We start from the raw sequence: 14,380 nt of genomic DNA, 5'->3' as shown, positions 1-14,380 counted from the left end.
CAAAAAAAGACGGCGGAGCCCCCGCAAGGAGGCTCCGCCAGTTACGCACAGGGGAGACTTAGTAGATGTAGTTAAAGCTGAGGCTGATCGTGCGGCCGTTCTTGGTGAAGGCGCGGCTGGAGGCCGTCGTCGGACCGTAGGACAGCCAGTAGGTATGGCTGTCGAACATGTTCTGAACGTTGAAGCTGACCGTGGCTTTCGGCGTCAGTTTCTTGCGCAGATTCAGGTCGACGAAGGTGTAATCCTGCTCATACGGATTGTTGCCGAAGTCCTGGATGCTCGACAGCATTTCCGACTGATAATTGGCTGCCAGATAGGCTTCCCAACCGTACTTTTCGTAGAACAGTTCGAGGTTCAGCACCTTCTCCGGCGTTTCCATCAGCGGCAGTTCATAGCCTTCCGGATGCCAGCTCATGCCGGTTACCGCACTTGAGGACTGGAAGGTTCCGTTGAAGGATACGCCAAAGCCGTCATAGGGCGATGGCAGCCCGTCGAATATCTGACGGGCGCTGACTTCAATGCCCTGAACATGCGCCTTCTTGCCATTATTGGCCATGGTGATGATGACGCCATTCGGGTCTTCGTTTTCACCAGCCGTACCGTTGCGGATGTTCGACGACGAAGACCGGAACAGGAAGTTCTTGATGTTCTTGTCGTAGAGCGCGATCGAATAGGCCCCGGTCTTACCGCGATACCATTCCAGCGACAGATCGACATTGACAGCCTTCATCGGCTTCAGATCAGGGTTGCCCTTTTCGATCGCCACCAGAAGCCAGTCGGCCACCGGATTGTCCGTGCCATCACCATCGGGATCCTGATTGTAGCTGTACTCGCTGGCCGAACTCATCCGCGCGATGTCAGGGCGTGCAAAGCTGGTCCAGACGGCGCCACGCAGGTAAAGGTCGGGGCGGAACTTGTAGGTAGCGTGCACCGATGGCAGGACATTGGTGAACTCGCTCTTGCTCACGCTGTACTCGTTGCCGAGCTTCTGGTCCATCGTATAGGCCGTAATGCTGTTTTCCGTCTTTTCGACGCGCACACCGGCGATGACATTGAGCTTGCCGAACGCAGCCTCACCCATGACATAGGCGGCGGTCACCTGTTCGTTGAACTTGAAGGTGTCTTCGTCGGATATGACGGGATCATCGGCGTTCAGAGCCGTGCCGGTAAAGAAGGTGCTCTTGCCTTCATTGGCGAGATTCAGCTCCGCAAGCATCTTGTCGTCATCGAGTACGATGCCCAAGCGATGATCGCCCGTATACTGGCCATCGAAGAGATCGGTCACCGGCGTGTCGTAGAACTGCGCGAAATCCGCCAGGGTGCCACTGCGAGACAGGTTCAGGAAGCTGCCCTCGAACTTCTTGCGGTCCGATTTATACAATTTGGCACCGGCCTTGATGTTGCGCAGCCAGTCATGATCGAACTCATAGTTGGCATTGATCTGCACCTGCTTCAGCTTTTCCGTCGATGATGAGACATCGGCGGTCATGCTGGCAAACTTGAAATTCGCGGGGTCTTGCGCCCCTTCTAGGCCCGCCTGGTTCAGCACCCATTTCGGGTATCGGCTGTCACCGGATGAATCGACCCCGACGCCTTCATTGCCCAGCCAGTGATACATGTCTGTGCGGAATTCCATCTCATAGTCGCCATCCGATTCATCGCGCGATTCCGAGACCGATACGTCATAATCGAGGGTCAGCTTGCCGAAGCGGCTGACACCGCCGGCATTCAATGAGCTGAGCAGGCCGGTCGAATAGCTGCCTTCCCAGAAGCGGCGCATACGGAAACCTTGCGGGTCCCAAACACCCGAACCACCGTCGAGCGAATAGAGCGACTTGGTTGACTTGTCCTTATCCGTGATGACGCCATCCTTGTCGCGGTCGACGATCTGGCTGGTGGTATAGCTATAGATATTGCCACGGCTGTCGCTTCCGGTGATCATGTCATCGGGATTGCCCAAAGAGGTGTCGGTCTTGTCGACCTGAGACAGGCGTGTGGAGAACTTGCCCGTATCGTTACGGAAATTGAGGCGGGTGGAGAATTCCTTTTTATTGTATTCGTTATAGGTGCCGCGCAGGTGGAACTGGTGGTCGTCACCGTGCCAGTCAAGTGAGGCATTGAGACCCTTGCGCTCGACCTCAGCGTGGCCCGTGGCGAGTTGCATACCACGAAAGACGAAGTCATTCAGATCGGCATCCAGGGTTTCCGAATTAGAGTACCAGGTGCGCGGCTGGCTATCACCATCGCCCCCGTTTTCTTCAAATTGCGTCTGTCGCTTCGAATAGGAAGCCGTGGCAAATATGCCCAACCGGTCACCGAACTTCTTGGCGAAGGACAAAGCCCCCTTGGCTGAGGTGGGGTTGTCGAACTTGTCCATCACGCTACCCTGAACGGACAGGCCCAGATGCGTTTTCTTGTAGTTGAATGCGGTGGGCGTATCGATCTCGACCGTACCCCCCAGGGCGTCACCATCCATGTTTGGCATGATGGTCTTGTGCACCGTGATGCCGGCAATACCTTCGGGCGGCAGGAAGCTCAGGCGCACGCCGCGATAAAACTGAGCGTCACGCGAACCAGCGCCCGACATTTTCACGCCGTTCATGGTGTAGTTGTTCAATTCCGTCGACAGCCCGCGAATGGTGATACGGTCGCCTTCGCCGGTGCGGCTATCGCGCACGGCGTTAACGCCCGGCACCTTGGCCAGGGCTTCTGCGACGTTCTCCACCGGTAGCTTGCCCATATCATCGGCGCTCACCCGGTCCGAGATGGTCTTGTTGCGACGCTTGTCCTCGACCGAGTTGGTCATCGCCTTCGCATAGCCGGTAACGATCACCTCTATAGAGGCCTCTTCAGGTGCGATGTCATTCTGTGCGGCCGGCGCGACAACGCCCGACCGGCGGATGATGACCGAACCGTCAGCGATCTGGCCGGAAAGGCCGGTGCCGGCTAGGAGTTGCGCCAGTGCCGCGCTGGCCGTCAGATTGCCGGAAACCGCTGAGGAGCGCTTGTTCGTCAGCAAATCCGGATCGGCCACGACCTGCAGGCCGGTGGCGCGTGAAAAATCCTTGAGCGCCGCGGCAAGGTCCTTGGCGGCGATGCGGAAGCCCTGTTCCTGGGTGGTGGCTTGCGCCTGCGCCATAGCCGGCACGGACAGCCCCGCAGCGACCAAAGCCAGCACAGATAGACCGTGCGCAAGTTTAAATTTCGTCTTCACGTTTAGATCTCCGGTAAACGCGGCCCCCTTGGCCTCGCCTTTGGAAGATGAAAAAAAGACGCGTCACCCGACACGGAAAATTATGAATTATTTATGACTTACAATGACTTCGTCAGTACAATGACGTTTTTTTCGCGCTTTATTCTGACGCCGTATACCTGTTTCAGGCTGCTCAAAACCCGGTCAGTCTCAGACACTTTGAACCGGCCGGAAACCTTGCGTGCCGCCAGATCCGGCGCATCTATGCGGACCGGCACGGACGAAAAGCGGTTGACCTCGCCCACCAGCCGCGCCAGAGAAATATTGTCGGCCTCGAACCAGCCACCCTGCCAATCCGGCATTTCGGCGACATCGAACGCGGCTGGCATCAGGGCGCCATCGGTGATAACGCGCTCGCCTATACCGAGATCGCGCGTTTCATGATGCGCCTCAACGCGGACCCGTCCGCGATAGACGGCGACTTCGGCACCGCCCGCCGGCAACAGATCGATATTGAAAGCTGTACCCAGAACGCGCACGTGTGAGCCCGCCGCCTCGACGGTAAAGGGTCTTGTAACATCGTGGGCGATATCGAAATACGCTTCGCCCCGCTTCAGGGTAATGGCGCGATCACGCCCAGCGAAATGGACATTGAGTTGCGTGTCGCCGTTCAGGGAGACCTGACTGCCATCCGGCAAACGCGCGGTGAGCATCTGGCCGGGGGTCGTCTCCAGCGTCTGGGTGTAGGCTTTTTCCGCTGGCAGCGTTCCGGGCACGCGTAAACCGCCGGACCACAGGCCACCGCCGATCACGACCAGCGCCAACGAAGCCGCCAGCGCGCCGCCCCAAACGAAGTATGGGTTCTGCGCGCTTTTTGCACTGGCCACATGCGCGGCCTCCTGTAAGGATGCACTGTCATAACAGGCCAGACATTCTGCGTAGGCCATGGCGTTGTCGGGGTCGGCGGATATCCACGTCTCGAACAAACGTTCGCGGTACGCCGGCACATCGGGACCCGACATGACCATGACCCAGTAGGCCGCAGCTTCCTCGCGGTCCATATCATTAAAAGCCTGAAGGTTATGCATGGTCGCAGGCCTCCGGAACCGGCGACACCGGGGCGTTTTCATGCCATTTGACGCGGGCCGCCTTAAGATCAACAAGCGCGCGCGTTATGTGTTTCTCGACCGCCTTCGGGTTAAGGTTGAGCGCGCGGCCGATATCCTCGCAACTCTGGCCATCGATGCGACGCCGCAGGAAAACTTCACGGCGCAAGGACGGCATCCGGGTTAAAACCGCCTGCATCGCCTTGAATTCTTCACGCCCTTCGGCCACCCGATCGGGCAAGGGCTCGGCACAGGCCAGATCTTCGGCGGCATCAAGCGGATCCGACGGGCGCGATTGCCGGTAGTGCAGATGGATCAGATTGCCGGCGATCCGCAGCGCCAGGGCATGTAGGCTGATGACGATATTATCCTGTTGATATTCGATCGCTTTCAGGACGGCCTGCTGGGCGATATCCTCAGCCATTTCCTTGTGGCGCAGACGTGATAGCGCATAGCGGCGAACCACCGCATGTATGCCTGACCATTCCTGATTGTGCCGGTTCGACGCCACACGCCCCCGCCTTTGATACGTCATCATGCCGTCGTCTTGGCCTCACAGGGATCGCTCTATAGGCCATTGATGACAGTTACGTGTCATCTGGCGGGAAGTGGCTGCGACACGTCATTCCCATGAAGGTATGGCCGCCCGGAAGTTAGATGCTTTGCAACGACAAAACCCGACAGTGAGCCAGCAAGAAATCGAACGAAGACTATGCGCCCCGAACGCCCGACCTACGGCTTCCAGACAAAGCTGGCCACCGCGCCCGCCGGTAAGGCATAGGCAAACGCCTTACCGGCGGCCTTCACGGAGAAGGTGCTGGCCTGTGTTCGCGTGTTGAGCACGATCAGCACTAGCGATCCATCCTGATTGCGGAAGGCCACATTGGAAAGGCCGTCCATTTCGTTGGAAGCGACCCTCACGGCCCCCACCTTGACGAACTTCGAGGCATGGCCAAAGGCATAGTATTCGATGTTTTTCTTAACCTCGCCGGTCTTGGAATTGATCGTCACGATACCACGGCAATCGCTGCAGCCACCCTTGTGCGGTCCGAAGTTCTCATCGAGCGCCAGGTTCCACATGAGCACGCCTTTTGACCAGTGACGTGTCGAGCCGATGATCAGGTTCTTGACCGTCCAGGCAAAGGTCTTGTCGAACTCCGGCGCCCATTCGCCGCCGGAGCATTCGGTGAAATAGGCGTCCTTGTCGGGATAGGCGTCGTGCACGGCGCCTTGCGCCGCCACATCACCCGCGTAGCAATGCCAGGCCACACCGGCGACGGACGGATTGGCCCGGGCGTCGGCCAGAACCGTCAGCGGTGAAGACGGCGTATCCCAGTTGTGGTCATAGTCGAGAATTTGCGTCTTCAAGTCTTCGGCCTTGAATTTCGGCCCCAGATAACCGCCGATAAAGGCGGCGCGCGACGAAGGTTCCACGCGCATACCCGGATAGGTATCCGGCTCGAAGCCGGGTTCATTTTGCAGGGTCAATAAGGAAATGGGCACGCCTTCCGCCTGCATGGCCTTGATATAGCGCGACAAATAATCGGCGAAATAGGTATAGGCCTCAGGCTTGAGCGAGCCCTGAATCAGGCTGTCGGTTGTCTTCATCCAGCCGGGTGCCGACCACGGCGAGGCCATGATGGTCAGTTTCGAATTTATCGCCAGGGCCTGCTTCACGGCGGGGAGGACATCGGTCCTGGCGGCATTTATCGAGAAATGCGCCATGTCCGGATCGGTCTGCCCCGCCGGCATATCGTCATAGGTATAATGCGTGCTGGAAAAATCCGAGGCACCGATGGTGAGGCGCATAAAGCTGAAATCCAGCCCCTTCTTTCCAAACAGATCATCCATAAGTGCGTCGCGCTGGCTGGCCGACATATGGTTGCGGATCAAATCGGCCGAAGCGTCGGTCATGGCGGCACCAAAGCCCACCATGGTCTGAAACTTTTGTTTTGGGTCTACAGTGATCACCGTGCCTGTGGCCGATTCACTAAAAGCGATATCCGGCTGTTGTGCCAGCAATTTCGACTGGTCGGCATTGGTCTGCCACACCCTGACTGGCCCAGCCTGAGCCATCATCGGTAGGGCCAGAATCGCTATCACCATCAGCCACTTTATCGAAAATCGCATGATTTCCTCCCTTGATGTCAGGCCTTGCAGACGGCCTCTATATAGTCGGCGTGGGTCGGCATGGCGGCCACGCATTTGTCTATCACCCGGCTGATGTCGTTGAGATATTTAATGATCTCATCTTCCGATCGCAGAATTCACAAACGGATCGTAGCTTTCCGGTATCAGCCCCTGTCCAATAAGAACCTGTATCCAGCTCTCGTCGGCGAAAAGCTCCTCGCCCTTCTTGAAGAACCGCCCGGCCGCACGCCACAGCGCCAGACGTTCGCGTAACGGCTCAGGAATATCCATATCACGGCACTGGCGCCACATTGGGGTGTCGTCACGCTGGGTGATTTTGTAATGCGTGATCAGGAAGTCGCGGATATCACGGTATTCCTCATCGACAAGAGCGTTGAAACTGTCGCTCTGCGCGGGCGCAAACCCGGCATCCGGAAAGAAGGCGATCAGGCGCATGACCACGCTCTGCACCAACTGGATTGAGGTCGATTCCAGTGGCTCCATAAAGCCCGACGACAGGCCCACGGCCACGACGTTCTTGTCCCACACCTTGCGGCGCTTACCCGTGCGAAAGCGGATGATGCGCGGATCGGTCAGCGCCTCGCCGTCGAGATTATCCATCAGGATCGCCGTCGCCTCGTCATCACTCATAAACCGCGAGGCAAAGACGTGACCGTTACCGATGCGGTGCTGTAAGGGAATGCGCCATTGCCATCCGGCCGGCCGTGCGATCGAGCGCGTATAGGGCGTCAAAAGCACCGATTTTCCGATGGCCGGCGCGGCGTCTGAGCGCTCAAAAGAACAAGGCACCGTAACCGCGCGATCACACGGCAACCAGTGCGACCAGTCCTCAAAGCCAGCGCCAAGCGTCTGCTCGATCAAAAGCGCGCGCATACCGGAGCAGTCGATAAACAGATCGCCTTTGATGACCGCGCCGCTTTCCAGCACCACGCCTTCGATAAAGCCATCCGTGGCGCGTTGGTTGACCTTGACGATCCGGCCTTCGGTGCGTTTAACGCCAAGGTTTTCGGCATAGCGGCGCAGATATTGCGCATAGAGGCCGGCGTCGAAATGGTAGGCGTAGGCGATATCGTTGAGCGGTGACGCCTTCATGTCAGGCCGCGCGCGCACGAACCTGTTGGCGTAGGCAGCCGCGGTATTGATCGAATAGTCGGCGAAGACATCGGACACCTTGCCGGTGCCGCGCAGTTTCAGCCAATACTGGTGCATTCTGAGCCAGCCGAGATTCTGACCGATCTTGCCAAAGCCGTGAATATAGCTGCTGCCGACCTGCCCCCAGTCGGTGAACTCGATGCCGAGCTTAAAGGTCGCCTGCGTGTTTCGGATGAAGTCGGTCTCATCGAGTTCGAGCAGATGGTTGAATTTTTTGATCGCCGGGATGGTGGCCTCGCCCACCCCGATCGTGCCGATCTCCTCGGATTCCACCAGCTCGATGGCGAGGCTGTTCTTCGACAGCTTGGCCAGCATCGCGGCGGACATCCAGCCCGCCGTTCCGCCGCCCACAATGACGATTTTTTTTATGGCGCTCATTGGCACTCAACCGGGACAGACACAGGCAGTTCGCCCACGCTTCCCGATTTAGCATAGCTGAGGCCATAGCCCAAGGCGAAGAGCGGCTGTGCTTTGGATGGGCATGTGGCCGATGGCCAGTCGAACGACAGCCGGCCCTTGAAGTCCTTATGCCCAAAGAGCACGTCCGACACGCCCTTGCCTTCTGTCCCTGGCAGCCAGGCCGCCACGAAGGCGTCCGAAAGATTGATCAGGTCGTTGGCATAGGCTGTGCGACCGGATTCAAACACGGTGATGACCGGCTTATCCTTGCCAGCGACGGCTTGCAGAACTTTCACATCTTCCGGATAGCGCGCCGTATGCGACAGATTGCTGATATCGCCCGCCGTTTCGGCATAGGGCGTCTCGCCGATCACAGCGATCACCACGTCGAATTGCGAAACGTCCACACCCTCGCCCGTCGCCGCATAGGTGACATTGGCCGCGCCGGCTTCCGCCTTGATGCCAGCAAGGAGGCTGTCGGCATGGGGGAAGTCGGCATTGGCGTTGTCGGTGCCCTGCCAGGTGATCGTCCAGCCACCGGTCTGGTTGCCGAGATTGTCGGCGCTCTTGCCGACTACGAGGATCTTCGCGCCTTTCTTCAGCGGCAGGACGCCGTTGTTTTTCAACAAGACCAGCGATTCCGACACCGCCCGGCGTGCCAGATCACGCGCCTGAACGGCCGACATCTTGCCGGCGTAAGGATTGGCGGAAGGCCGCTGCCCCCAGATGCCCGCGCGCATTTTCACGCGCAGGATGCGTGTCACCGCGTCATCGATCCGGCTTTGCGGGATCGCGCCGCTCTCGACATCGGCCACAGTCGCCTCAATAAACTTGTCCCATTCCAGCGGCACCATCATCATGTCGATGCCGGCATTGATCGCCTGCGGGCAATGGTAGTTGAGGCAGCCCGGAAGCTGGCTGACGGCGTTCCAGTCGGAAATTACGAAGCCATCGAAGCCCATCTTGTTCTTCAGAACGTCGGTCAGCAGGTATTCATTGCCGTGCATCTTGCCATAAACCTTGCCGGTCGCGCCATCCGTCCAGGAACTGTAAGACGCCATGACAGTCTGCACGCCGGCGCCTAAGGCGCCATAGTAACCTTGCGCATGAGTGTTCATCAGATCGGCTTCGGACGACCTGTTGACGCCCTGATCCTTGCCGTTGTCCGTGCCGCCGTCGCCGATATAGTGCTTGGCGGTGGCCACCACATTGCCGGCCTTCGAGAAGTCGCCCTGCATGCCTTCTACATAGGCTTTGGCGTAATCCCTGATCAGCAGGGGATCGGACGAGAAACCTTCATAGGTTCGGCCCCAGCGCTGGTCTTCGACCACGGCGAGCGTCGGCGCGAAGACCCAGTTAATGCCAGTGGCACGCACCGCCTTGCCGGTGGCAGCACCAATCTCCTTGATGAGCGCCGGATCGTTTGCTGCGCCAAGACCGATATTGTGCGGGAAGAGCGTGGCGCCGATCACATTGCCATGGCCATGCACAGCGTCGGTGCCCCACAGCAGCGGCACCTTTGTCTTCATGTCTGTTTTCAGACTGGCGTCGTAGAAGCCGTCCGACATCGCCACCCAGTCCTTGAGCGTGGCGTGCTTCATCATATAGGGCCAAGAGCCACCGCCATTCAGCACCGAGCCGATGTAGTTCTTGCGGATATCATCGGGCGTCACCGCCTTGATCTCCGCCTGGGTCATCTGGCCGATCTTCTGGCGCAGGGTCATCTGGCTGACCATCCTGGCGATCTTCGCTTCCATCGCCGCGTCAGGTTTGATGGCCGAGTCGACGTGCGGCCACTGGGTCAGGTTTTGCGCCAGACCTTGGGCATGACTGAGTGGCGCGAACAGAAGGCACAGGGATATCGATCCGAGCAGCGCTCGACGAAAAGATGACTTGATCATGAAAAACTTTCTTGAACCGCCCCGCTTGCGGGGGCGCCGGCCGGTGTCGGGGACTGCCCCTAATCTGCGGCGTGATGGTGGGGTCTTTTACGAACTGACGAAAAAGCTATCCGGGGAGAGACCGGGAGTGTCCCTCCCCGGATACCTTAGGCGCCACCCCACGCACGCAATATGGCGTGGGATGGCCTCGGGGGACTTTACTGGAAGCGGTAGCTGACGCCGAACAGGATGGTTTGGCCATATTCCTCGTAGTTTTCGGGGAAGGACGAACCATCGGCGGCGCGGTTTTCCGACACCTTCAATTGCGTCTGGTAATTGGAGTTGGTCAGGTTGTAGCCTTGCAACAGAAAGGTAACGCCTTTGAGCGGGCCATCCTGCATCTGATAGCTGATTTGCGCATCGACCTGATCGTCAGCCAGGATGCGGGTGACCGCACGATTGGCATAGAGCGCATAGGCCTCGCCCAGGAATTCCGAGCGGTAGCGATAGCTGAGGCGCGCCGAGAAGCCGGCCTTCTCAAAATACCCCGTCACGCTGGCCACATCGCCGGAGAAACCAGGCAGTTTTGATGGATCGATATCATCTCCCGACTGCACATTGGTCCAGCCGCGCGAAAAGCTGCCGATCAGGCCGAAACCGTCCAGCTTGTTCCAGATAAGGCTGCCGTCAACCGCGCCGGAGAGTTCGAGACCGCTGACATTCCCCCCGCTATCATTCACAGGAAGCGTAAAGCTGCCGATATTGCTGACCGGCGTGATACCGCTTGAATTGGTCCAACCGGTAAAATCGTAACTGGAGTCGGTCTTATTGCGGATGTAGTTGCGCAAGACTTTCTGGAAGGTGGCAATGCCAATATAGCTCGTCCGGTTGAAGTAGTGCTCGTACGAGAAGTCCACCCCATCGGCAATCCATGGCTTCAGGTCCGGATTGCCGCCGGAACCGCTCCATTGACCATCGACACCGACGCTCGCATTGCGGCTGCCGCGCATGTCTTCCATACGCGGCCGCGCCATCGAGCGAGCCAGCGCAAAGCGGAAGACCGAGTTATCACTGATATCGTAGATCAGGTTCAGACTGGGGAGGAAGTCGCCATATTCCTTGCTGGTCGAGACCCACTGACCAGTCGCTGGAATACCTGCCGCCTTGTCACTCTTCTGGATTATCTCGTTACCGGCTGAGGTCTGCTTAGCGCCGACATACTGCAGGCCGAGATTGCCGCGCAGCCCATGCCCGCCCAGAGTGGAGTCGATATTGAACTTGGCGAACAGGGTCGTCAGTTCTTCATCGACCTGCCAGTATTTATTCAGGTTATCCTCGTTCTGGATCGGTACCAGATCGTAGTACTTGTCTATAACCTTGCCCAGGTCATAGGACAGCACCTTCCCAAAACCGGCCCAGCTCAGGTCGGTGGCTTCTTCGAGGTCTGAAGCGTCGACGGCAACACGGGTGCCGTGGCAGTTGCCGCTCGAATCGAGTGTATAGCCCTTCAGGCAGAGATCCCATTCCTGGACGCCCTTGGCTTTTGTGCGATGTGAATAATCGACACCCAGTTCCAGGCTCTTAAAACCGGCCCAGTCCATATCATGCACGCCGCTGAAACGCGAGGTCAGCAACTGGTCGGTGACCTTAGGCTTGCGGATCGCGCCATCATGGCCCCAGCCGCCCCAGGGTGCCACATCGCCAAGATAAACATTATCGGCATCGGCGTAATTCAGGCCCGGATCGAGCTTCGGGAAATCACCATAAGCGATGTCTTCATCGATGGTATCGAACGTGCGCGACAGGGGCGTCGGATCGGTCCCGTAGCCGGCATAGGTTTCTGCGATCTGTTCCTTGCGTACGGTGCGCGAATAACCAAAATCGACGACCGAGCGCCACGCGCCGATGTTAAAGCGGTTGTTCGAACCAAAGCTGAACATCTCGTCCCGACGCAGGTTGTTGTCATTGCGGATGATCGGCACGACACCACTGACGGTCGCCTGCTGCACAACCGGTGAGCCGCCAATGTCGGCCTCCACCACATTCGAGAAGTGGATATCGTCGGCCCACTGCGACTGATACCACTGCGCGCCGTGTGTTTCTTCATTCTGGTCGAAGACCGAATAATAGAAATCGTTCACGCTGCGGAAATTGTCATTCGGCTTGAAGTCGAACACCGCCATATAGCCATCGCGGGTCTGTTCACGCGCCGTCGCCCACACTTCCACACCGTGCAGACCCATGGCATCGGCGTCACCCAAACGGGGCTCACCGGTGATCGAGTCATTTCCCTGCTTATCCCACCACCAGCTCTTGGAATGCTTCGTCTGCGACGGATCATCGAGGTGTGCGTAGGAGAAGGCGACGCCGAGCTTACCATCCAAGAACTGGTCTATATAGGCCAGACTGAAACGGTTGCCATTGGCGCTATAGCCGGGAACGACCTCGCCATTGGTATTGACCGAACCGCGCAGATTCACCGAAATGACACGCTTGGTGTAGTCGAGCGGACGCACGGTGTTGAGCACCACGGTGCCGGAAAGCCCCTGCCCCGTTATGCCGGCATCGGGCGTTTTATAAACGATGGCCGACGAGACCATTTCCGACGGATACTGGTCAAATTCGGCGGCGCGGTTATCGCCTGACGACACCTGCATGCGGCCATTGAGCAAGGTGGTGGAAAAATCGCCCGACAAGCCCCGGATCGAGATGGTCTGCGAGCGGCCGCCGACGCGCTGTGCCGCCAGACCCGGCAGACGCGCCAGCAATTCCGCAATCGAGGCGTCCGGCAGCTTGCCGATATCTTCCGCCGAAACGGCTTCGACGATCGAGGTGTTTCTTTTCTTGAGAGTCAGCGAATCCTGCAAGCCCTTACGAATGCCGGTGACAACGACGGTCGTGCTGTCCTCGGCAGGCGCGGCGGCGGTTGTGTCCTGAGCGCCGGCGGCTGTTGCAAAACCGCTGAGCGCAAGAGCGCAGGCAGCGGTTGTCATTAAAGCGGTACGAAGGGCCGCAGCCCTCGCGGACACAGACGGACTGCGTCGGGTGACAGATTTCATAGTTCCCTCCCTGGTCGGGGTTTAATTTTGCTCATGCGACGGGTTGATCCCGCCATTGGAAGCGCTCCCAATTTCTGCGCCCTACGTCATTGTCCTGTCAAGTCACTCAGCCGAATGAGGTTATAATTCCTCACAAAATGCCTGTAATAGACGAGGAAATGTGATCAATATGACACAAACTGGGCATGACTCAGCCTTCGGAGCGGTATAACTCCGACAATTGGCAGCGCTTTCAACGTATGAGAAATAGGCGCCGCGCAAACCTAAAAAAAGAGGCTTATTTACGCTTGCAAACGTCTCAGGCCTGGGGCGAGCTGGCCGATTCGCGCATCACGACCTTGTGCGGCACCACATCGAAGCGCACAGGCAGAGGCCCCGATGCCGTCTTACCGGCCTTGATGCGTTCGACAATCATTTCCACGGCGCGATAACCAATGGTTCTCAGGGGCTGGTTTACTGTGGTCAAGGGCGGCCAGATGATTTCTGATACCGGCGTGTCATCGAAACCCACAATGGAAAGGTCCTGCGGGATCTGCAGACCAATCTTATGTGCCGAGAACAAGGCACCAACAGCCATATCGTCGTTGGCGCAGATTAAAGCGCTCGGACGCTTCACATTGCCCAAGATGGCGGCCGTGGTTTCAACGCCGGAACGGAAAGTGAAATTGCCGCGCGCCACGGTGACATCGAACTCAGCCATGCCGGCTTCGGCCAGGGCACGCAGAAAGCCTGAAAAGCGCTCCTCCGCTGACAGGTGGCCTTCCAAACCCTTGATAAAGCCAAAGCTTTTATGGCCAAGCTGCAACATGTAACGGGCCATTTCGTAGCCGGCCACCTCGTCATCTATCCCGACGCCAGACACCATTTTTTGTGCCGCCAGGCCTGGCGAAATGCACACAACCGGGCAGTTGCGCGCTTCGAGCTCACGCAACAGATCACAATCATCTGAAAAGGGCGGTGTCAGGATCAAGCCGTCGCAGCGCCGCGCATCAACCAGTTCCAGAATCTTACTCGTCTTGCTTAAGCTATGCTGGTTGACCGTATGCATCAGGAGCTGAAAGCCAACCAAGGCACAGGCGCGCAGAGCTCCCAGTTCCAGGCCGGAATGATAGAAGGAATTCGGCTCCGAATCGAGATCGGAAGCATAGACCAGCCCGAGCACCTGGGTCTTGCCGCCGGCGAGGAAACGCGCCTGCATATTGACCTTGTACTGGAGCTTGTCGACCGCCTTGAGCACGCGCTGACGCACTTCTTCTCGCACATTGGGGCCACCATTGAGAACGCGCGATACGGTGGCGCGCGCCACGCCCGACAAGGCGGCTACATCATCAATCGTCGGTTTACCTGCGCTCAAGCCGCTCTCATCCATTGCAAACATGTTTCTTTCCGCTTTATGCGGTCTGAGCGTGCAGGTTACAAGTCCGAAGTGCATTGTAAATG

Annotated in this window: 7 protein-coding genes and 1 pseudogene; all 8 read right to left on the bottom strand. The window is 58.1% G+C overall.

Features of this window, described 5'->3' with window-relative positions:
* Positions 1-58: 58 nt before the first annotated feature.
* The 8 genes and pseudogenes from ABQ278_RS18640 to ABQ278_RS18605 all read right to left on the bottom strand — a co-directional run bounded on the left by ABQ278_RS18640 (position 59) and on the right by ABQ278_RS18605 (position 14,294).
* Positions 59-3,214 (bottom strand): TonB-dependent receptor, encoded by a 3,156-nt coding sequence (locus tag ABQ278_RS18640; protein WP_349322523.1) that lies wholly within the window; start codon positions 3,212-3,214, stop codon positions 59-61.
* Positions 3,215-3,312: 98 nt separating this feature from the next.
* Complete coding sequence (locus ABQ278_RS18635) at positions 3,313-4,281, bottom strand: FecR domain-containing protein (RefSeq protein ID WP_349322522.1); 969 nt, start codon at positions 4,279-4,281, stop codon at positions 3,313-3,315.
* Positions 4,274-4,837 (bottom strand): sigma-70 family RNA polymerase sigma factor, encoded by a 564-nt coding sequence (locus ABQ278_RS18630; RefSeq protein ID WP_349322521.1) that lies wholly within the window; start codon positions 4,835-4,837, stop codon positions 4,274-4,276. Before ABQ278_RS18630 ends, ABQ278_RS18635 begins: the two co-directional genes overlap by 8 nt.
* 194 nt (positions 4,838-5,031) lie before the next feature.
* Positions 5,032-6,429: a glycoside hydrolase family 30 beta sandwich domain-containing protein gene (locus ABQ278_RS18625; RefSeq protein ID WP_349322520.1), complete on the bottom strand. Its 1,398-nt coding sequence runs from the start codon at positions 6,427-6,429 to the stop codon at positions 5,032-5,034.
* Positions 6,430-6,446: 17 nt separating this feature from the next.
* Positions 6,447-7,980 (bottom strand): annotated as a pseudogene (locus ABQ278_RS18620) (tryptophan halogenase family protein).
* Positions 7,977-9,902, bottom strand: coding sequence for a glycoside hydrolase family 3 protein (locus tag ABQ278_RS18615; RefSeq protein ID WP_349322519.1), 1,926 nt, complete (start codon positions 9,900-9,902; stop codon positions 7,977-7,979). The pseudogene ABQ278_RS18620 and the gene ABQ278_RS18615 overlap by 4 nt, the downstream one beginning before the upstream one ends.
* Positions 9,903-10,099: 197 nt before the next feature.
* Positions 10,100-12,940 (bottom strand): TonB-dependent receptor, encoded by a 2,841-nt coding sequence (locus tag ABQ278_RS18610; RefSeq protein WP_349322518.1) that lies wholly within the window; start codon positions 12,938-12,940, stop codon positions 10,100-10,102.
* Positions 12,941-13,238: 298 nt separating this feature from the next.
* Entirely contained in the window at positions 13,239-14,294 is a 1,056-nt protein-coding gene (locus tag ABQ278_RS18605; protein ID WP_349322517.1) for a LacI family DNA-binding transcriptional regulator, read from the bottom strand.
* Positions 14,295-14,380 lie beyond the last annotated feature (86 nt).

Origin of the sequence: Asticcacaulis sp. MM231 (genome assembly GCF_964186625.1) — a bacterium.
Lineage (GTDB): Bacteria > Pseudomonadota > Alphaproteobacteria > Caulobacterales > Caulobacteraceae > Asticcacaulis.
The sequence above is the reverse complement of the archived record's forward strand: the minus strand, read 5'-3'. Positions and strand labels throughout refer to the sequence as shown.

Bases quoted from the DNA above. Each gene is read 5' to 3' on its own strand.
- ABQ278_RS18635 (WP_349322522.1), bottom strand. From the start codon at position 4,281: ATGCATAACCTTCAGGCTTTTAATGATATGGACCGCGAGGAAGCTGCG.
- ABQ278_RS18630 (WP_349322521.1), bottom strand. From the start codon at position 4,837: ATGATGACGTATCAAAGGCGGGGGCGTGTGGCGTCGAACCGGCACAAT.
- ABQ278_RS18625 (WP_349322520.1), bottom strand. From the start codon at position 6,429: ATGCGATTTTCGATAAAGTGGCTGATGGTGATAGCGATTCTGGCCCTA.
- ABQ278_RS18615 (WP_349322519.1), bottom strand. From the start codon at position 9,902: ATGATCAAGTCATCTTTTCGTCGAGCGCTGCTCGGATCGATATCCCTG.
- ABQ278_RS18610 (WP_349322518.1), bottom strand. From the start codon at position 12,940: ATGAAATCTGTCACCCGACGCAGTCCGTCTGTGTCCGCGAGGGCTGCG.